This is a genomic window from Vannielia litorea, assembly GCF_019801175.1.
GTDB classification, from domain to species: domain Bacteria; phylum Pseudomonadota; class Alphaproteobacteria; order Rhodobacterales; family Rhodobacteraceae; genus Vannielia; species Vannielia litorea_B.
The window spans coordinates 1260849-1280488 of the sequence record NZ_JAHVJR010000001.1 but is presented as its reverse complement, the minus strand read 5'-3'; the positions used below and the strand labels follow the sequence as shown (position 1 = coordinate 1280488).

Below are 19640 nucleotides of genomic sequence, written 5' to 3'. Positions count from 1 at the left end.
CTACAGGCGCCGCGCGGTCCTGTATAGCGAAATTCTGCGCGGGGCCGCGTGAACGACCCCGCGTTGTTTCATTCAGCGCAGGAGAATGTGCTGCCTTCGAACCGCAGCACCTGCGGCCACGGGCAGAGCATGCGCTCGCCACCCGCGTTGCCACCGGCCTCGGTGTTGCCTTCGCGGAAGGCGGTTGGCACGGCCTCTGGCGCGGTGCCGTCTTCGACCCAGCCGATCAGCGCGCCCAGGAGGTCCGCGCTGTCTGCGGCGTTACCACCGCGCCCGTGGGGCATGCCCGGAATGGCGTAGAACCGAGTGAACTCCGGTGCAGCCGGGTTGTTTGCGGTCAGCTTGCCGTACCAGTTGGCGGTGTCATTGAAGGAAAACACCGGGTCCGCCGTGCCATGGAAGACGACCAGCTTGCCGCCCGCGCCCTCCAATTCGGTCAACACCGGGTTGTCGGCACCGGGAGGGCTCATCACCTGCATCGGGCTTTCGGGGAACTCTTCGGTCACCGCGTCGACCTTTGCGGCCTCTACATCGAAGTCATAGGCCATGAGATAGGCTTCGAGGGCCTCGGGGGAGCCGTCGACCATTGTGGGCGGCGTGGAGAACACATGGGCAAGGCTGCCTGCGCCCATGACCGCGATGATCGGCTTCATGCCCCAGGGCGGCACCGTGCTTTCTATCTTCCAGAATCGCCAGTTGCCCGAGGCGATGCCCGGATCCCATGGCCAGTCGCTATAAAGAGCGGCACCAGCGCCATCTGTCGGGCCGGCGTGGATCGCCTCCAGCGCGGCGACCTTCTCGGCGGAGAGGCATTCAGAGTTCTGGCCGGTATCGCAAACCATTTCCGCCGGGTTGAAGGCCTGCTGGCAGCCTGCGGTATCGCCGACAACGCCATCTTCCAGCCCGTCGAGCGCATCACAGGCGGCGATGATCTTACCCGCCACGAATGCCAGTTCATCGGGGCTGAAGCTCTCGGCCAGTGTCGGGGCGACGGAGCGGAACTGCTGCACATCCCATGCATGTTGAATCGCCGCGCGGGGCAGGCGGAAGCCGGGGTATCCTGCAAGCAGGCCGTCGAACGCCTCGGGCATCCGCTTTGCGGCGACCATCGCATGCCGCCCGCCGTTGGAGGTGCCGTAGCCGTAGACATGGGCGGGGGCCTCGCCATAGTGAGCCTCGACCAAGGCGAGCGCGACGGGGTGAAGCTTGGCGACCGCGCCATAGCCGTAATCGCGCCGCGCCTCGAAATCGAGCCCGAAGAGGTTGCCCCCGACAAGCCCGGCATCGGGGTGGGCCTTGCCATCATGGCCCGCATCGGAGCTGACCACGGCAAAACCACGCTCCAGCGCGGGTGCGCCAACGCCGGTGCCGGCACCGAGCGCAGGCTTCACCTCGCCATCATTGCCGCCGTTGAACTGATGCATGAACCGGCCCTGCCATGCCTCGGGCAAGCGCAGTTCGAAACCGATGGCGTAGGGCTTGCCATCGGCGCCGGTGCGCTCGGCCATTGTACCGCGCATGAGGCACTGTGGGATCATGGATTGGTCATCGCCCTCCGGCAGGGCGGTGGCCTCGGTAATCGTGACGCCCTCGGGCGCGGCGCTGGCCATGTCGGCGCAGGCGATCTGGGCTAGGGCGGGGGCAGGGGCGAGGGCTGCTACTACCGCTGCAATTGTGGACTTTTTCATGCTGGATCCTCCCGGTTTCAGCTTATGCGTGTGGGCCGTGGCTGTCATGACAAAAAAGGCACCCCGAAGGGTGCCCATTGGTCCTGCATGTCGCCGATGTCAGGGGATGATCCGGTTGTACTTGCTGCCCTCGAGCGTGGCGCCGAGGATCAGCCCGGCCTGGCCGAAGACTACCGCGATGACCGGGGCCAGCGCGGTGAGGGTCTCGGCGGAGAGGTTGCCGGCGTTGTCGTTGAGCGCGTACTCAGCGTCCGCACCTACGGACCAGCCCGTGGATGTGCGAAAATCGCGCAGCGCGGCGGGGGTCATGAAGAAAAGCGCATGGGCATATTGCTGCGCGCCGATCTGGAGGCCGAAGTTGGCCTGAAGGGCGGCGTAATAGTCGACAGTTGCATTGTCGATCCGGAGCGCACCGCGCCCGTAGCTTCCGCCCACGCCGAGGCCCGCCTTGGTGACGAGCGGCATGTAGAGCACGCCCGCCGCCTTCTGCTCGAGATCGGCAGTGCCGGGATAGCGCGAGAAGAGGTAGTTGCGGGTGCTGTCGACCCGGGCGTCGATCTTGGGGCCGTTGTTGTTGCCGATCCCGTTGCCACAGGCCGAAAGCGCGGTGGTCGCACCGAGCCCGGCCAAGAATACACGTCGATTGGGGAATTTGCTCATGATATCCGCCTGTCCTTATGCCTCGATCCGGCTGTTTTGCGCCGGTTTTATCTATCTATAGGGGCGTCGGGCGGGGTTGTCACCACAAGTTGAGGTGAAATGGGCGGAAAATGGCCCGCGGGTGCGCAGTAGATGCGCACGACTATTCACCCGGCCTTCAGCCGCCGTGCCATGCGGGGCGCGAAATAGGTCAGCACACCCATGCAACCGGCCCGCTTGAAGGCCATCAGGCTCTCCACCATCACCTTTTCGCCGTCGATCCAGCCATTGGCGGCGGCAGCTTCGATCATCGCGTATTCGCCGCTCACCTGATAGGCGAAAGTGGGTGCGCCGAAGGTGTCGCGGACACGGCGGATGATATCGAGATAGGGCAGGCCGGGTTTGACCATGACCATATCGGCGCCCTCTGAAAGGTCGCGCTGGACAAGTCGGAGAGCCTCGTCGGAATTGGCCGGGTCCATCTGGTAGGTGTTCTTGTCGCCGGTCAGCGCGGCGGATGCGCCAACGGCATCGCGGAACGGGCCGTAGAAGGACGAGGCATATTTGGCGGCATAGCTCAGGATCGACACGTTGCGGTGCCCGGCTTCTTCCAGTGCTGAACGGATTGCGCCGATCCGGCCATCCATCATGTCGGATGGGCCGAGGATGTCGGCCCCGGCCTCGGCCTGCGCCAGCGCCATCTTGACCAGCGCCTCGACCGTCTCGTCATTGACGATCTGGCCGTCGACGACAAAGCCGTCATGGCCATTGATGTTGTAGGGGTCGAGGGCGATGTCGGTCATCACCGCCACGTCGGGCGCGGCGGCCTTGATTGCGCGGATCGCCCGGTTGGTGAGGTTCTCCGGGTCCCACGCCATCGCGCAATCTTCCGTTCGGGCCTCGGGGCCGGTGTAGGGGAAGAGGCAGATCGCGGGAATGCCGAGCTCGGCCGCCTCCTGCGCAGCCTCGGCCACCAGATCCACCGTCAGCCGCTCGACACCCGGCATGGAGGGGACCGGCGTGCGCTCACCCTCACCATCGCGCAGGAAGACCGGCCAGATCAGATCATCTGCAGTCACCTCGTTTTCCCGAACCAATCCGCGGATCGCAGGGCTTACGCGGGTGCGCCGTAGACGGGCGGCGGGGTAGGGGGCGACGGTGGGACGCATGGGCAACCTCGTTTTTCAGCCACAGAACGCCCGTGCCACGGATTTTGCGCCGCGACAAGGCTTCCATTCCCTGCGCATGTGGCTAGATTGCGCGAACTTCTACAACAGGCCCAAAGCGGCCAAAGGGGCAGACACAGGGTGCTGGACTGGTACGAAACCGTCTTCGAGTTGATCGACATGCGATCCTTCTCGAACCTGTGGTACTGGATCGCCCTCGCAGTCATGTGGTCGACCTCTTCACACTTTGTCCTCGGCGTTCCGTGGGACCTAGTGCAACGCGCAAAGCGCAATGGCGGCGAAGCGGAAGCCGATTTGCACGACATGGTGCGGGTCAACGTGAACCGCATTCTCTACATCGCCGATCAGGCCGGGCTCTGGCTGATCGGTATCGTCTTTTTCACCCTCACGTCGCTTGCCATCATCGGGTTCTGGTATGGCTCCGAGTTCAGCCAGGCGGTGTTCCTATTGGCGGCGCCGATGAGCATTGTGCTCGGGCTTGGTGTGCGTTGCGCGCGCGGGATACGCGCAGCAGATGGTGACGGGCTCTACGACCGCATGCACCGGCACCGTTTTACTACGCAGGTGATCGGAATGCTCTCGATCTTCGTCACCGCGATGTGGGGCATGTTCCAGAACCTTTCGATCGGCGCGATCTGACGCCGATGGCGGGTTGCACCCGCCCTGCGCCCGGACTACCTCAGAACTCCTGATGACCGAGACGACGCGCATAACTCTGGGCGGCGCGCCCGAGGGATTCGACGCCCTTCTGATCGCCCGCGAGCTGGAGCGCGGCGCGCCAGTGGTGCATTGCGCGCGAGACGACAAGCGCTTGGCCGAGATGCGCGCGGCGCTGGCCTTCTTTGCGCCGAATGTGCCGGTGATCGAGTTTCCGGGGTGGGACTGCCTGCCCTACGACCGGGTTTCGCCCAACCCCGATATCTCCGCCCGCCGCATGGCCACGCTTTCGGCCTTGGCGGGGGGGCTCACTGGAAAGTTTGTGCTGCTGACCACGCTCAATGCGGCCACCCAGCGGGTGCCCGCGAAGGACCTCGTGGCAGCCTCCAGCTTTGTCGCGACCGTGGGCGAGCGGGTCGATGAAGAGGCGCTGCGCGGCTTTCTGGTGCGCATGGGGTTTTCTCAAGCGCCGACCGTGCTAGAGCCGGGCGACTTTGCGATCCGCGGCGGGATCATCGACATCTACCCGCCCGGCGATGGCGGCCCCGTGAGGCTCGACCTCTTCGGCGATATTCTGGACGGCGCGCGCCGGTTTGACCCCGCTACTCAACGGACGACCGAGAAGTTGGACCGGGTGGAGCTCTCTCCCGCCTCCGAGGTGGTGCTGGACGATGCCTCAATCACCCGGTTCCGGCAGAACTACCGCATCGAATTCGGTGCGGCAGGTTCGGATGACCCGCTCTATGAAGCGGTTTCCGCGGGCCGCAAGCATGCGGGCTTTGAGCATTGGCTGCCGCTCTTCCACGAGCGACTGGACACGCTGTTTGACTACCTCTCAGACGCGGCGGTGATGCTGGATGATCAATTCACCCCAGCGCGGCTGGCGCGCTGGGAGAGCATCACCGACAGCTACGACAACCGGCGCGAGGCCGCGACTTCCAAGGCGAGGGTCGGGGGCAGCTACAAGGCCGCAGCGCCATCCGGTCTTTACCTCAATGACGACGCCTGGGAAACCGCCATGCGGGGCCGCCGGGTGGTTCAGCTTTCGCCGCTGCCGCAGGGCACCGGTCCGGGTGTGCTGGACGCCGAGGGTCGGATCGGCCGCAACTTCTCGCCGGAGCGCCAACAGGAATCCGTCAGCCTTTTCGGTGCGTTGAAGGCCCATATTGAAGCGCAGAGGCGGCAAGGGCAGGTGGTGATCGCTTCCTACTCGGAAGGTGCCCGCGAGCGGCTCTCCGGGCTCATGGCCGATGAGGGGCTGGAGGGCGCGACGCCGATCACCGACTGGCGCGATGTGCCGCAGGGCAAAGGCGGCGTTTACCTTGCGATCTGGCCGCTGGAGCATGGATTCACCGAGCCGGGGCTGACGGTAATCTCGGAGCAGGATGTGCTTGGCGACCGGCTGATCCGTGCGCCCAAGCGCAAACGCCGGGCCGACAACTTCCTGACCGAAGCGCAGAGCCTGAGCACCGGCGACCTGGTGGTGCATGTGGATCATGGGGTTGGCCGCTACATGGGGCTTGAGGTCGTCAACGCTATTGGCGCCGACCACGAGATGATCCACCTCGAATATGCCGAACAGGCCCGGCTCTACCTGCCGGTCGAGAACATCGAACTCCTCAGCCGCTATGGCCACGAGGAGGGGCTGCTCGACAAGTTGGGCGGTGGGGCATGGCAAGCCAAGAAGGCGCGGCTCAAAGAGCGGATCCGGATTGCGGCTGAAAAGCTCATGCGCACCGCTGCCGAGCGGTTGTTGCGCAGGGCTCCCGTGCTGGAGCCAGTTGCCCATGCTTGGGAGGAGTTCTCCGCGCGCTTCCCCTACACCGAGACCGACGATCAGCTGAAGGCCATTGCTGAGGTTCTGGAAGACCTCGAAGCGGGCCGCCCGATGGACCGGCTCGTTTGCGGCGACGTTGGTTTTGGCAAGACCGAGGTGGCAATGCGTGCGGCCTTCGTGGCCGCGATGCAGGGCAAACAGGTGGCAGTGATCGCCCCCACAACGCTGCTGGCCCGGCAACACGCCAAGAGCTTTGCCGAGCGGTTCCGGGGCTTCCCGCTCAAGGTGCGCCAGCTTTCGCGGTTCGTGCCGGCCAAACAGGCCAGCGATACGCGCAAGGGGCTGGCGGACGGCACCGTCGATATCGTGATTGGTACCCATGCGGTGCTGGCCAAGACCATCCGCTTCAAGGATCTGGGTCTGCTGATCATCGACGAAGAACAGCACTTCGGCGTCGGTCACAAGGAGCGACTGAAGGAGATGCGCTCCGATATCCACGTGCTGACGCTAACCGCCACACCGATCCCGCGGACACTTCAACTTTCGCTCACAGGTGTCCGGGATCTCTCGATAATCGGGACTCCTCCGGTCGACCGCCTTGCGATCCGCACTTATGTGTCAGAATTTGATCCTGTGACGATCCGTGAGGCCTTGCTGCGTGAGCATTATCGTGGCGGCCAGAGCTTTTACGTGGTGCCCCGCATCAAAGATCTGCCCGAGGTGGAGGAGTTCCTGAAAGAGCAGGTGCCCGAGGTCAGTTACGTGGTTGCCCACGGCCAGATGGCCGCCGGTGAGTTGGATGACAAGATGAATGCCTTTTACGATGGCAAGTTCGGCATCCTGCTGGCGACTACTATCGTGGAGTCCGGCCTAGATATTCCAACAGCGAACACAATGGTCGTGCACCGCGCCGACATGTTCGGACTGGCGCAGCTCTACCAGATCCGCGGTCGGGTCGGGCGGGCGAAAACACGGGCCTACGCCTACCTCACCACAAGGCCGCGCATTCCGCTCACCGACAGTGCCGAGAAACGGCTGCGGGTGCTCGGCTCGCTCGACAGCCTCGGCGCGGGATTCACGCTGGCGAGCCAGGATCTCGACATCCGCGGAGCTGGCAACCTTGTGGGCGAGGAGCAATCGGGCCATGTGCGAGAGGTGGGGTATGAACTTTACCAATCCATGCTCGAGGACGCGATTGCCAAGATCAAATCAGGCGAGTTTGACGGGCTGACTGATGATGATGGCCAATGGGCGCCGCAGATCAACCTTGGCGTTCCGGTCCTGATTCCAGAGACCTACGTGCCTGATCTTGATGTGCGCCTTGGCCTCTATAGACGGCTTTCGTCGCTCAGCACCAAGGTCGAGCTGGAAGGGTTTGCCGCCGAGTTGATCGACCGGTTCGGGCCGCTGCCGAAAGAGGTGAACACTCTTATGCTCATTGTCCGGATCAAGGCGATGTGCAAACGCGCGGGCATCGCAAAGCTGGATGGTGGGCCGAAAGGCGGGACGGTGCAATTTCATAATGACAAGTTCGGCAATCCGGCCGGGCTTGTGGAGTACATTCAAGCGCAGAACGGGTTGGCGAAGATCCGTGACAACAAGCTGGTCGTCCGGCGCGACTGGGCGAAAGCTTCTGACAAGATCAAAGGCGCATTTGCAATAGCACGAGACCTTGCTGAGAAAGTGAAGAAAGCCGCGTAACCGCTTAGGATTTATCTGGATTGCCCATCCAGAGCATCAGGCCAAGAGCGACGAGGCCCGACAGAAAACACCCAAGGATAATGGGCGTTGTGGTGCCGTCGAAGAACTGGCCGATTGGCGTGCCAACCACCACAGCAAGAGCCGTTGAGATGGCCCCGGTCACCGAAGTCGCGGTGCCTGCCAGCTTGCCCATGGGCTCTAGCGCGAGGGCGTTCAGGTTCCCCATCGTCAGGCCCATCTGGTAGAAGATTGTAATCACCCAGATCACGTAGATCACGAAATGCGCTGTGGAGGCGTGGGCGGTGAATTGCGTGATCACAAGGGCCGAGAGCGTGATAGCCGAAACAGCAACGAGCGCCCGGATCACCATGCCGCGCATGCCGACCGTCATCACGAAACGCGCGTTCAGAAAGCTCGATGTGCTGGCGCAGAGCGCGATGAAGGCAAACCAGAGCGCGAAGCTGGCCTCTTTCTCGAAGACCTCGTCAAAAACCGGCTGCGTGGTGGATATGATCGTGAGAAGCTGTGCGAAAATAAAGATTTGCACGGCGATCGTAAAGCGCACTGTCCGGTTTGAAACCACCGTTTTGACGTTGGTCAGCAGGGTCTCGGTCGAGAAGCGAACCCTGGCGTCCCGCGGCAGGGTCTCCGGTTGGCGGAAGAAGAGCCAGAGCGACGAGATGCCAATGAAGAGAACGAAAACCAGGAAGATCGAGCGCCAGCCGAAGAGTGTGATCACACCTTCGCCTATAAGCGGCGCGAAGGCGGGAAAGAGAGAGAAGACGAGGAAGATGAAGCTCGTCAGCTTGGCCATCTCGCGGCCGGAGTATTGATCGCGGACGATTGCGAGGCCAACGATCCGTGGCCCGGCGGCGCCGAGGCCCTGAATGACACGCGCGGCGAGCAGCAGTTCCAGTGATGGCGCGACCCAGGCCAGTACCGAGCCGCCAATGTAAAGGCCTGCACAGGCCAGAATCGTAGGTTTGCGACCGAAGGCATCGGACAGCGGGCCGGTGACGAGGGTTCCGAGGCCCATGCCGAGCATGAAGAAGGTGATGATGAGTTGCGCGCGGTTGGGGCTATCCGGCGTCAGCTCGTCGACAATGGTCGGCATCGCCGGCAGCATCGCATCAGTGGAGAAGGCGATGGTTGCGAAGAGCATCGCCATCAGGGCGGTGAATTCCGTGCGGCTCAAGCGCCCCGCGGACGGCGCCCGTTCGGCAAGGCTCATTGAAAGGATCCGATCTGGCCGTTGATTTCATCGATCAGCTTCAGCCACAGCTCAGGCTGCTGACTGCCGGGCACCACATGCTGATTGGCGATGATGTGGGTCGGCACCGCACTGACGCCGCGCTCTCGGGCGTGGGCGTCGCGGGCGCGAATGTCTTCCGCGTCGGCATCGCTCGCCAAAAGGCGTTGAATGACCGCGGCGTCACACCCTGCGCTGTCGGCGATGTCGGCCAAGACTTCGTGGTCCTCAATATCGCGACCCTGCATGAAGTAGGCGTCGAAAAGCATTGACACGACAGGGATTTGCCGTTGCTCCAGCCCAGCCCAGTGGATCACTCGATGGGCATCCAGCGTGTTGGGCGTGCGCTCTATTGCGGCCAAGTTGAGCATCAGCCCGGCCTCCTCGGCCACTTCTGCAATGCGACCATAGACCTCCAGCGCGCCCTCCTTGCCGCCAAACTTGGCTTCAAGATACTCGCGCCGGTCCATCCCGCCTTTGGGCATTTCCGGGTTCAGCTGGAAAGGGTGATACTCGATGGTGAAGGGGTTCTGCGCGGCTTCAGTGAGCGCCCTGTCGAGCAGGGTCTTGCCGATGAAGCACCAAGGGCAGATCGGGTCGGAGAAGATATCGAGCTTGATCATGGGTCAGGTGTGTCACGCGGGCGTGCGGGAGGAAAGGGTGAAAACCCCTTCACAGCGTGCGCCTACGCAGGGTCGAGAGGCCGGTTGCGCAGGACTGTGCGGTTAACCTTGCCGTTGGCGTTGGTCGGGATCGCCTCGATATGGGTGAATATCCGGGGGCACTTGTAGCGCGCCAATCGGCTTGCAGCGAAGCCTGAAAGACTATCGACTTCAATCGGTTGTGGGGCAGTGTAAAAGCATCGGATCACTGTGGTTCCGGGTTTCACCTCGTGCTCGACCGCGGCAGCACCGGTGATGTCGGGATGCCCCGCCATCACGGCTTCGACCTCAAGGGGCGACACTCGATACCCTCCGGCGTTCATCATGTCATCGTTGCGGCCCAGATAGGTGATCGCGCCGTCCGGGCCTTCCGCCACCGTGTCCCCGGTCAGAAACCATTCGCCGTCGAACCGCTCCGCTGTCTCCTCAGGGGCATCAAGGTAGCCCAGCATCAGCCCGGGATCGGAGCGGTGGATGGCCAACTGCCCGTCTTTCCCGACACGGATGTGCCGACCGGGTTGTGGGTAACCGCTGGCGCCCTCCGGGGCCGGACGATTGGGGCTGCCGGAAACGTAGGTGGAGCACTCCGACATTCCCAGCGCCTCATAGATCTCGGTTCCGCTCGCTGACCTCCAGGCCGTGCTCGTTGCTTCAGGCAGCTTCTCACCAGCTGAAATGCCGTGCCGCAGCTTGGGGGTAGAGAGTCTCTCATGATGCCTCAACATCTGGCGGTAAACGCCCGGTGCAGCGGCAAAAATCGTGGCATCATGGCGGGCCATGAGCAATGGGAGTTGCTCGGCCTTGGTGCCCGCCACCGGGATGACCGCCGTAGCCCCGCGTGCCCAAGGGTCCATCAGGCCGGTCCCAAGGGTGTAGGTCCAGTTGAAGGCGCCAGCGTGGAGGAGCCGGTCATCCTCTTTCAGGTCATACCAGCCCTCCCACATCATCCGCCGCGCCCAGACAGCACGATGCGCGTGCATCACGCCGCGCGGGCGTCCGGAGGTGCCGGAGGTGTAGATGATGTAGGCGAGGCGGTTGGGGTTTCCCATCTCGGGGTCCATCTCACCCTTCATCTCATGCAAAGCAGCTTCGGGAAGGACTGGTGCGGAGTTCTCGGGCAAGGCAACGCCTTCACCTGCAATAACGAGCGCAGGCCGGAGTTCTGCGGCTATGGCGGTGATCTCTGGGGCGGTTAGTGCGGCGGACGTTGGCACGGGCACAAGGCCTGCCCAGATCGCGCCAAGGTAGGCGAGTGGAAACTCTACCGTGTTGCCGAGACGGAGGAGCACACGGTCACCGGGAGAGAGGCCGCGCTCTCGCAGGACAGCGGCGATGCCTGCGACATGTCCGCGGATTTCACCGTATCGCCAGCGTTTTGCTTTGCTGGCGCCGGCGATGACGAGAGCGGTCTTGTCTGGACTTTTCTCAGCTGCACCAAGCACATAGGCTGCCAAGTTAAACGGGGAGGGGCAGGAGGCGCTCATGGCCAATCTGCTAGCGCTGGCAGGCCGTGCTTGCAAGGGGTCAAAGGGCCTCGTAAACCGCTTGGCCATGGGAGACGATCCGAAGAGCCTGATCCGTATTGCGCGCGAAAGTGGCCAGCAAGCCGAAGCAGCGCCGCTCGATCTGGGCGAGCGGGTGCGGAGCCTGCGCACCGCGCAAGGATGGACGCTTGAACAGGCGGCGCGGCAAGCCGGGCTGGCCCGCTCCACGCTTTCGAAAATCGAAAACGGTCAGATGTCGCCGACCTATGATGCGGTGAAGAAGCTTGCCGAAGGGCTGAAAATTTCTCTGCCCCAGCTGTTTACTCCCCCGAGTGAGGAGAAGGTGAACGGCCGTATGGCCGTGACGAAGGGCGGCGAGGGGGATCATCAGATGACCCCGACCTACGAGCATGACTTGTTGGCGAGCCAATTGACCCAGAAAAAGATGCTGCCCTATCGCGCCCGTATTCGGGCCCGCCGGATGGAGGAGTTCGACGGTTGGGTGCGGCACGATGGGGAAGAGTTTTTGTATGTGCTGACGGGTGTTATCAAACTCTACACCGAGTTTTATTCCCCGGTGGAGCTACGGCGCGGCGACAGTGCTTATTACGATGCGACGATGGGGCATAACGTGGTGTCGCTGAGCGACGAGGATGCAACGATCCTCTGGGTCACCTCGCTCGACTAGGGCACCGTCAGGCCGCTTCTGCCATTTGACTGCGTCCGAAACGCCGAAGCATGTCCTGCACCCCTTCTTCGGCCTCACGCAGGGTGAGGTCGTGGGTGGCGGCGAGATAGGCAACGAAGAGCGAACGGTTGCCGCGAAACCTTTGAAGCGCAACGCAATCCACGTGCGGGTAAAGGTCAACGATCCTAGGCAGGGCGTCCGCCCAGTTCTCGAAGAGCTGTTTCCAAGCCATCGATTGTCCTCCCAAGTCCGCCGGAGCGTATCGCATTTTCCGATTCCCATCAATTCGCGTCATGGTTGATAGGTCGTGAGGGTAGGAAGCAGTGCCTAATGCACGGTTAACGTGCAACGGCGGCTGGATTGCTGATGAAAGCGGCGATTTCAGAGGCCAGGCCATCGGTCAGCGGTACGTCTGGGTCCTCATAGGTGGCATAGGGTTCGCCCTCCACATCGTCCTTCAGCATGTGGGTCATGAGAGCGAATATGCGCAACGTTGCGCGAGGATTGGCCCCGACAAGCGCTGCGGCATCAACGGGCGTGATCTGCACGTCACGGGCGCCCTGGACGACTAGAATGGGACCGCTATAGGCCCGGGCCAGCGCGACCGGGTCCTTGGAGAAGAGGTTGATGAGAAAGCCCTGAATGCTGTCGCGCCAAGGTTGGCGGAGGGCAGGGCTGAGGGTTTCGATATCGACCCGCTCGCCGCGCTCGAGGGTGCTAAAGATCCGCTCCATCTCGTCGTCATAGGCCCGTGCCAGCGGTTGTCGGGCAAGTTGCTCGCGCAGGATCACTGAGAGCGGGCGCCCGGGCGCCGCGAGCAGGACGAGCCCGCAGATGTGGGGCGCACCGGCAGAGGCGGTCGCGAGGGACACCAGCCCACCCTCGGAATGGCCGGCGAGCCAGACGCAGCTTTGGCCCATCCGGCCTGCGAGCTCTGTCGCCCAATGGGCCACGTCTTCGCCATAGGCTTCAACCGTTACCGCCTCCGGGTCGGAGATCGCCGCCTTGCTGCCGAACAGCCCGCGCTTGTCGATCCGCAGGCTGGCCACGCCCTCTGCAGCCAAGGCTTCGGCCAGCAGCTTGTAGCTGAGCGCGCCGCGACCGGTGGAGAACCGGCCATCGCGGTCGATCGGGCCGGAGCCCGGCACGATCACCACGGCGTGGGTCGCGCGCTCAGGGAGGAGCAATTCTCCTTGCAAGGGGCCTTCAGGCCCGGGGATTTCAAGCGTTTCAGCCTGAACCGTCATCGCCACTGAACTCAGGGCGAGTGCGAGGAGGGCAGGGCGGATCACTCCGCCTGCCACCACCACACATCCGGAAGGAACCCGGCCCAATCGCCATAGGCCGGCAGGTGCTCGGCGTTGTATTTCATCTCTTTCTTGAACGCGAGCCGAGCCTCGGGGCTGTACCAGATCGGGATCACGTAGCGCCCTGCGGTCAGAACACGGTCGAGGCCATGCACGGCGGCGAGAAATACCTCGCGATCCTCTGTTTCGAGCATCGCGCGGATCATCGCCTCGGCGGCGGGGGAGTTCATGCCCATCCAGTTGCGCGTTCCCGGCTCGGTCACGCCCGCAGAGCCCCAGTAAAGCGTTTGCTCGTTGCCGGGCGACATGGAGAGGGGGCGAGTATACCAAGTCATATCGAAGTCATAATTGTCGGTCCTCTCGCGGTACTGCGCGCGGTCGATAGCCTCGATGGTTACGTCCATGCCCAGCCGCTTGAGGCCTTCAACGTAAAGCTCGGCGATGTTGGCAGGTTGCGGGGCACCGGTTTGCAGGAGGATCTCGAAGGCGAAGGGATCGCCTGCTTCATTGCGGAGCATACCCGCATCATCCACGGCCCAGCCGGCGTCGTTCAGCATATCCATCGCGGCCCGCACATTGGCGCGGTTGCGCACCGAACCGTCGCCCTTGGGCAGCGCGTAGCCTTCGATGGTGCCTGGCGGAAGGTCCGCTGCGAAGGGTGCCAGCAGCTCTGCCACCTTGCCCTCGGCTGCGCCCGGCTTCATCGCAAGTTCGGAGTTGCAGAAATAGGAGCAGATCCTCGGGTCGCCGCCGTCGTTCAGCTTGTCGGAGATGAACTCGTAGTTGAAGGCGAGGATCATCGCTTCGCGGACGCGCCAGTCCTCGAAAAGCGGCTTGCGGGTGTTCATCACGAGGCCGGTGATCCCCGAGGGCCGCTCATGCGGGATCAGCGCCTTCACCACATCGCCCGACTGCACGGCGGGAAAGTCGTAGGAGCTGTTCCACTTGGCGACGTTGTTCTCGCGGTTGTAGCTAAGTTCGCCTGCGCGGAAGGCCTCGAAAGCCACATCGCCATCACCGAACCACTCGTAGCGGAGCGTGTCGAAGTTGTGCTGGCCGCGATTGAATGGCAAGTCCTTGCCCCACCAGTCGGGGTTGCGCTTCATGGTGATCGAGCGGCCCGGATCGACATTTTCGATCACGTAGGGGCCGGAGCCAACAGGCACACGCATCGAAGCTTCTTCGAAGTCGATACCCTCCCAATCAGCCTTCTTGATGATCGGACGCATGCCCATCAAGAGGGCCAGTTCGTTGTCGGCCTCGTTGAAAGTGAAGCGCACGCCGCGCTCGCCGACCTGCTCCATCTTGGCCACCTTTTTCCAGGCGGTGTGGTAGCGCGGATGGCCGAGGGTGCCGAGGGTCTCGTAGGACCACATCACATCTTCCACGGTCACGGGCGAGCCGTCGTTAAACCGAGCTTCGGGCCGCAAGGTAAACTCGACCCACTCGCGGTTCGGCCCGGTTTCGACTGTTTCAGCCAGCAGGCCGTAAAGGGTGAATGGCTCGTCCTGACTGCGGCCCATGAGGGTCTCGAAACCAAACTCGCGCCAAGCCCATGGGGAGCGGCCCTTGAGGATGAACGGGTGCATCGAGTCGAAACTGCCGATCTCGCTTTGCACGTATTCGCCGCCCTTAGGCGCCTCGGGATTGACATAGGGCAGGGCGGTAAAATCAGCCGGCAAAGCGGGCTCACCATACATGGCGATACCATGCTTTGGCTCGGCTCCCGCGAATCCCCCGAGGGAAACCAGAGCGAGCGTCGCGCAAACCCGTGAAGCTGCTTGGAAAAAATGATAGGCCATATTGGCAACAATCCCTGTCTGCCCTTGTTTATTTGACCCAAATCCTAGCGGCGGAGTTCAGCCTTTTCAAACTTTTACCTTGGACATACGCGGCAGAACGCGTATAAAGAGGGCACTGCTCGATAGGTTTCTTGCCTGTATGAAACCTGCCTCAATAACTTGCGCCCGCCTTGTGCGGGCGCTTTTTTTTGGCCCGATTTTTGGGCCGGATATCGGAGTGGTTTCATGACCCGCGACGGCTGCATCGCCGCCTACCACGGCTACATCGACTGCCTCAATCGGCAGGATTGGGAAAAGCTGGGCGAGTACGTTCACGAAGAGGCGAGCCACAACGGAAAGCACCTCGGGCTGGCCGGGTACCGGGCCATGCTGGAGGGTGATTTTCGGGCGATTCCCGACTTGCGTTTCACCATCGCGCTCTTGGTGGCCGAGCCCGAGCGCATCGCCGCGCGGCTGAGCTTTGATTGTACGCCGGTCGGGGAACTCTTCGGCTTGCCGGTCAACGGACGACGGGTGCAGTTCACTGAGCACGTGTTCTATCGCTACGAGCAGGGGTTGATCGCGGAGGTTCACTCGCTGATCGACGTGGCCGCGATCGCTGCCCAGCTCTGACGCCGACAAACTGACGCAGCCCCGGAACGTCTTTCGACATTCGCCGTTTCCTTTGCAAGTGCAGCATCTATGCTTTGCACCGACAGAATTTCACAAAGGAGAAGAGAGATGTCTCTCAAAGGCAAAACCGCCGTCATCACCGGGTCCAACTCGGGGATCGGCCTTGGCGTCGCGCGGGCTTTGGCCGGGGCTGGAGCCAACGTGGTGCTCAACTCGTTCACCGACCGCAAGGAAGATCACGCGCTCGCCGAAGAGATTGGCAAGGCGCATGGGGTTGAGGCGCGCTACATCAAGGCCGACATGAGCAAGGGCGAGGAGTGCCGCAAGCTGATCGAAGAGGCGGGCGCCTGCGACATCCTCGTGAACAACGCGGGCATCCAGCACGTTGCCCCGATTGACGAGTTCCCGATGGAAAAGTGGGATGCAATCATCGCCATCAACCTTTCATCGGCGTTCCACACCACCGCCGCTGCGTTGCCCTTGATGCGGAAGGCGGATTGGGGCCGAATCATCAACATAGCCTCCGCCCACGGTCTGCGCGCCTCGCCCTACAAGTCGGCCTATATCTCGGCCAAGCACGGGATTGTCGGCATGACCAAAACCGTAGGCCTTGAGACGGCCCGCGAGCCGATCACGGCTAATGCGATCTGCCCCGGCTATGTACTGACCCCGCTGGTCGAGGCGCAGATCCCCGACACGGCGAAGGAGTACAAGATGAAGGAGGACGAGGTGGTGGAGAAGGTCATCCTCGAGAAGCAGCCCTCCAAGGAGTTCGTGACGGTCGAGCAGCTTGGTGGCCTTGCCGTGTTCCTCTGCTCCGATCATGCCTCGCAGATCACCGGCACCACGATCAGCGCCGATGGTGGCTGGACCGCGAGTTGATCCGGTGGCGAAGAAACAGAAGATCGCCGTAAACCTAGCGCTTCAGGGGGGAGGAGCCCATGGCGCCTTCACCTGGGGCGTGCTGGACCGGTTACTGGAGACCGGCGAGTTCGAGATCGCTGCGATCTCCGGCACCTCCGCCGGGGCGGTCAATGGCGCCGCACTGAAGGCCGGGCTCGTGCGCGGGCTGGCAGATGGCGATGTGGCGGAGGGCAACGAGGTCGCCCGCGCGAACCTCGACTGGCTGTGGGAGCGTATGGGGGCCTTACCTGACAACGAGATCACGCATTGGCTGGCCCCCTTCGCACCCTCCGCCCAGGCGGTGAGCCAGATGCTGGAATATTCACCGGCCTACTGGTTGCAGGAGACAGCCGCGCGGGTGGCCTCGCCCTACAGTCTCGGCCCGCTCTACGACAACCCGTTGCGCAAGGTGGTCGAGACCTTCGACTACAACCACGTATGCCACGAGCGCGGACCCGACTTTTACGTATCCGCCACCAACGTCCGCACGGGGCGCATCCGGGTGTTCCGGGGAGAAGAGATCACGCCCGAAGTGATCCTTGCCTCTGCTTGCCTGCCCACGTTGTTCCGAGCTGTTGAAGCCAAAGACCCCGTGACTAGGACCGATGAGTTCTGGTGGGATGGCGGCTATACGGGCAATCCAGCGCTGTTTCCGCTCTTCGCGCGGCATTTGCCGGACGACATCATCATCATCAATATCAACCCGCTGGAGCGCGAGGAACTGCCGCAGACGCCGCAGGATATAGCGAACCGGGTCAACGAGATCAGCTTCAACGCCTCCCTGATGAGCGAGCTCAGGGCCATCGCCTTCGTGCATCGCCTGATCGAAAGCGGGACTGTGCCGGAGGGGGCGATGAAGAACGTGCGCGTGCACATGATCGCCGACGACGACCTGATGAACGACCTATCTGTCGCCACCAAGACCGTACCGAACCCCTATGTGATGAGCGAACTCAAGGAAGCCGGTCGCCGGGCTGCGGCCCGGTTCCTGGGGCACCACGGAAGCAAGGTGGGGAGAGAGAGCAGCGTTGACCTCGCGGCGATCTACGGCGACGGGCTGGGGCGCACGTTTGATGAGTAGAAAACGCGCAAAAGGCCGCAGCGGAGAATTCCACGCGGCCTCATGGCTGCGGCTTTAGCCAGATCAGTTGGCGACCGCGACCCCGAAGAGGATCAGCGCGGTGATCGGCACGATGATGTCATGGCTGCCGGAAGACGCGGTGTCTTCGGCAATGGTGTCACGGCTCATCTGCGGCTCATCGGTCGTGACCGTCGGCTCCATCACCGGCTCGTTCATGCCACCGGCAAAGGCCGGGGCGGCGAGGGCGGCGGAGAGAAGGCCTGCGTAAAAGAGTTTCATCGGGAACATCCCATTCTGGATCTGCTTTGGGTGAACTTAGGCATAACGTGTTTGGCCGCAAGAAAGCGCGTCTGTCCAGCCACAAGATGTGGCGGTAATGTCGCAGAATTGCCGCAAATGCTGCCAGCGGAGCGCCCGGAATCGCGGCAGGTGCCTCAGGCGGCGCCTTTTTCGCGCTCTTCCACAGCCTGAGCGGCTTCTGGAAGGGCTGCCGGGATCTTGTCGGATGGGTAGACGAGCCCCGCGGAGATCACGAGCTTTGCGGCGTCTTCCACGGTCATGTCGAGGATGATCACATCCTTGCGGGGCACAAATAGCAGGAAGCCAGAGGTCGGGTTGGGCGTAGTCGGCAGGAACACCGACACCATCTCATCTTCGACTGGCGACTTCTTGGCGATTTCACCTTTTGCCTTGGTCGAGATGAAGGCAATCGCCCAGATGCCATGGCGCGGGTATTGGACAAGGCAGGCCTTGTCGAAGTTCGTCTCTGTCTGGGCGAAGACGGTTTCTGCGATCTGCTTCAGGCCGTTGTAGATGGAGCGCACGACGGGCATGCGGTCCACAAGGCTCTCGGCCCAGCGAAGAAACGACCGGCCGAGAAAGCCTTTGGCCATCCAGCCAACGAGCACTGTGAACAGGAGGAAGACCACCACACCGACGCCGCGGATGTTGACGCGGATCGGCTCACAGTCGGCGCAGTTGAAGTATTTGTTGATCAGCGTCTCGGGGTGGTAGGCGCCGGGCACAAAGGGCATGACCACGCCATCGACCCAGCCCACGACCGTCCAGATCAGCCAGATGGTCACGGCGACGGGGCCGACAACGACCAAGCCTGTAAAGAACGAAGAGCGCAGGCCCGAGAGCCAACCGGGGCGCCGGTAGGGTTTCGGGTCGAGCGGATTTTCGGGCGGCGGTGGCGTCTTGGCCATCGTGTTTCGGGCACTCCTTGGGCGGTTGCATGAGAAATATGCGCCGCCGGGGCCGCCCGCAAGGGAGCGAGGGCGTTAACCCTGCTTAACGGCGCGAATTTTAACGATTTCGCCTGCGATTTCGGCAGCGAGCCGGGCGTTGTGGCGCACGAGGGCGATATTGGCGGTCAGTGAGCGGCCCTCGGTCGCGTGAAAGATCCGGTCGAGCAGGAAGGGGGTAACGGCCTTTGCGGCGATCCCTTCAGCCTCGGCGGCGGCGAGAGCCTCGGCGATCACAGGGGCGAGCTCCTCGGCCGGAATTTCAGCTTCCATCGGGATCGGATTGGCCACCAGTTGTCCGCCTTCCAACCCCATCGCGCCGCGCATCACATGAGCCTTTGCCACTTCCGCGGCGGTCTCAGCCGAAAGGGGCGAGGGCAGGCCGGAGCTGCGCGACCAGAAGGCCGGAAAGTCCTTTTGCCCCATCGTGATGACCGGAACGCCCAAGGTTTCGAGGACTTCCAACGTTTTCGGGATGTCGAGAATGGCCTTTGCACCGGCGGCAACCACGCTCACCGGGGTTTTGGCAAGTTCCCGAAGATCGGCGGAAACATCGAAGCTGAGCTCTGCGCCGCGATGGACACCGCCGATGCCGCCGGTGGCGAAGACCTCGATGCCTGCGAGCCGTGCGCCGATCATCGTCGCGGCAACGGTCGTTGCCCCCGTGCCACCGGTCGCGAGGCAGTGTGCCATGTCGGCGCGGGAAAGTTTGGCTACCCCAGTCGCCTGCCCCAGCGCATCGAGCTGTGCCTCGGTGAGGCCGGCACAGAGCGAGCCATCCAGCACGGCAATGGTGGCTGGCACGGCCCCGGCGGCCCGAATGTCATCCTCTACGGCGCGAGCCGTTTCCACGTTTTGTGGGTAGGGCATGCCGTGGGTGATGATGGTGCTTTCCAGCGCCACGACAGGGCGGCTTTCTGCAATCGCATCAGAGACTTCTTGTGTGACATTCATCT

Annotated in this window: 18 protein-coding genes; 6 read left to right on the top strand and 12 right to left on the bottom strand. The window is 62.8% G+C overall.

Annotated elements, in window-relative coordinates; translation table 11 throughout:
* Positions 1–68: 68 nt before the first annotated feature.
* The 3 genes from KUV38_RS06325 to hemB all read right to left on the bottom strand — a co-directional run bounded on the left by KUV38_RS06325 (position 69) and on the right by hemB (position 3496).
* Positions 69–1688, bottom strand: a complete 1620-nt coding sequence (locus KUV38_RS06325; protein ID WP_222469235.1) for a tannase/feruloyl esterase family alpha/beta hydrolase — start codon at positions 1686–1688, stop codon at positions 69–71.
* A 99-nt stretch (positions 1689–1787) separates the two neighbouring features.
* Positions 1788–2348, bottom strand: coding sequence for a YSC84-related protein (locus KUV38_RS06320; protein ID WP_222469234.1), 561 nt, complete (start codon positions 2346–2348; stop codon positions 1788–1790).
* A 146-nt stretch (positions 2349–2494) separates the two neighbouring features.
* The gene (gene hemB / locus KUV38_RS06315; protein WP_222469233.1) at positions 2495–3496 is read right to left on the bottom strand and encodes a porphobilinogen synthase; all 1002 of its coding nucleotides are present in this window, start codon (positions 3494–3496) and stop codon (positions 2495–2497) included.
* Between the two features lie 141 nt (positions 3497–3637).
* On the opposite strand from hemB, the gene KUV38_RS06310 reads away from it, so the two are divergent.
* Both KUV38_RS06310 and mfd read left to right on the top strand, forming a co-directional pair.
* On the top strand, positions 3638–4153 hold the full coding sequence (locus KUV38_RS06310; RefSeq protein ID WP_222470986.1) for a component of SufBCD complex: 516 nt from the start codon (positions 3638–3640) through the stop codon (positions 4151–4153).
* A 52-nt stretch (positions 4154–4205) separates the two neighbouring features.
* A complete protein-coding gene (gene mfd / locus KUV38_RS06305; RefSeq protein ID WP_222469232.1) occupies positions 4206–7649 on the top strand; it encodes a transcription-repair coupling factor in 3444 nt (1147 codons plus the stop codon).
* Between the two features lie 4 nt (positions 7650–7653).
* Here mfd and KUV38_RS06300 read toward each other — a convergent pair whose 3' ends face one another.
* From KUV38_RS06300 to KUV38_RS06290, 3 genes are all read right to left on the bottom strand, one after another.
* The gene (locus tag KUV38_RS06300; protein ID WP_261385166.1) at positions 7654–8844 is read right to left on the bottom strand and encodes a multidrug effflux MFS transporter; all 1191 of its coding nucleotides are present in this window, start codon (positions 8842–8844) and stop codon (positions 7654–7656) included.
* Positions 8845–8876: 32 nt separating this feature from the next.
* Entirely contained in the window at positions 8877–9521 is a 645-nt protein-coding gene (locus tag KUV38_RS06295) for a DsbA family oxidoreductase (protein WP_222469230.1), read from the bottom strand.
* A gap of 62 nt (positions 9522–9583) precedes the next feature.
* Positions 9584–11044, bottom strand: a complete 1461-nt coding sequence (locus KUV38_RS06290; protein WP_222470985.1) for a class I adenylate-forming enzyme family protein — start codon at positions 11042–11044, stop codon at positions 9584–9586.
* Between the two features lie 67 nt (positions 11045–11111).
* On the opposite strand from KUV38_RS06290, the gene KUV38_RS06285 reads away from it, so the two are divergent.
* On the top strand, positions 11112–11732 hold the full coding sequence (locus KUV38_RS06285) for a helix-turn-helix domain-containing protein (RefSeq protein WP_222469229.1): 621 nt from the start codon (positions 11112–11114) through the stop codon (positions 11730–11732).
* A 7-nt stretch (positions 11733–11739) separates the two neighbouring features.
* Here the strand turns inward: KUV38_RS06285 and KUV38_RS06280 are convergent, their stop codons facing one another.
* The 3 genes from KUV38_RS06280 to KUV38_RS06270 form a co-directional block, all read right to left on the bottom strand.
* Positions 11740–11964 (bottom strand): hypothetical protein, encoded by a 225-nt coding sequence (locus KUV38_RS06280; protein ID WP_222469228.1) that lies wholly within the window; start codon positions 11962–11964, stop codon positions 11740–11742.
* Between the two features lie 106 nt (positions 11965–12070).
* Entirely contained in the window at positions 12071–12919 is an 849-nt protein-coding gene (locus KUV38_RS06275) for an alpha/beta hydrolase (protein ID WP_222469227.1), read from the bottom strand.
* A 101-nt stretch (positions 12920–13020) separates the two neighbouring features.
* Positions 13021–14841 (bottom strand): extracellular solute-binding protein, encoded by a 1821-nt coding sequence (locus KUV38_RS06270; RefSeq protein ID WP_222469226.1) that lies wholly within the window; start codon positions 14839–14841, stop codon positions 13021–13023.
* A gap of 225 nt (positions 14842–15066) precedes the next feature.
* On the opposite strand from KUV38_RS06270, the gene KUV38_RS06265 reads away from it, so the two are divergent.
* The 3 genes from KUV38_RS06265 (at position 15067) to KUV38_RS06255 (ending at position 17437) form a co-directional block, all read left to right on the top strand.
* A complete protein-coding gene (locus KUV38_RS06265; protein ID WP_222469225.1) occupies positions 15067–15453 on the top strand; it encodes an ester cyclase in 387 nt (128 codons plus the stop codon).
* A 108-nt stretch (positions 15454–15561) separates the two neighbouring features.
* Positions 15562–16335: a 3-hydroxybutyrate dehydrogenase gene (locus KUV38_RS06260; RefSeq protein WP_222469224.1), complete on the top strand. Its 774-nt coding sequence runs from the start codon at positions 15562–15564 to the stop codon at positions 16333–16335.
* Complete coding sequence (locus KUV38_RS06255; protein ID WP_222469223.1) at positions 16313–17437, top strand: patatin-like phospholipase family protein; 1125 nt, start codon at positions 16313–16315, stop codon at positions 17435–17437. Before KUV38_RS06260 ends, KUV38_RS06255 begins: the two co-directional genes overlap by 23 nt.
* A gap of 63 nt (positions 17438–17500) precedes the next feature.
* Here the strand turns inward: KUV38_RS06255 and KUV38_RS06250 are convergent, their stop codons facing one another.
* The 3 genes from KUV38_RS06250 to KUV38_RS06240 form a co-directional block, all read right to left on the bottom strand.
* A complete protein-coding gene (locus tag KUV38_RS06250; protein WP_222469222.1) occupies positions 17501–17716 on the bottom strand; it encodes a hypothetical protein in 216 nt (71 codons plus the stop codon).
* A gap of 155 nt (positions 17717–17871) precedes the next feature.
* A complete protein-coding gene (locus tag KUV38_RS06245) occupies positions 17872–18645 on the bottom strand; it encodes a DUF502 domain-containing protein (protein ID WP_222469221.1) in 774 nt (257 codons plus the stop codon).
* A gap of 75 nt (positions 18646–18720) precedes the next feature.
* The gene (locus KUV38_RS06240; protein ID WP_222469220.1) at positions 18721–19638 is read right to left on the bottom strand and encodes a pseudouridine-5'-phosphate glycosidase; all 918 of its coding nucleotides are present in this window, start codon (positions 19636–19638) and stop codon (positions 18721–18723) included.
* Positions 19639–19640 lie beyond the last annotated feature (2 nt).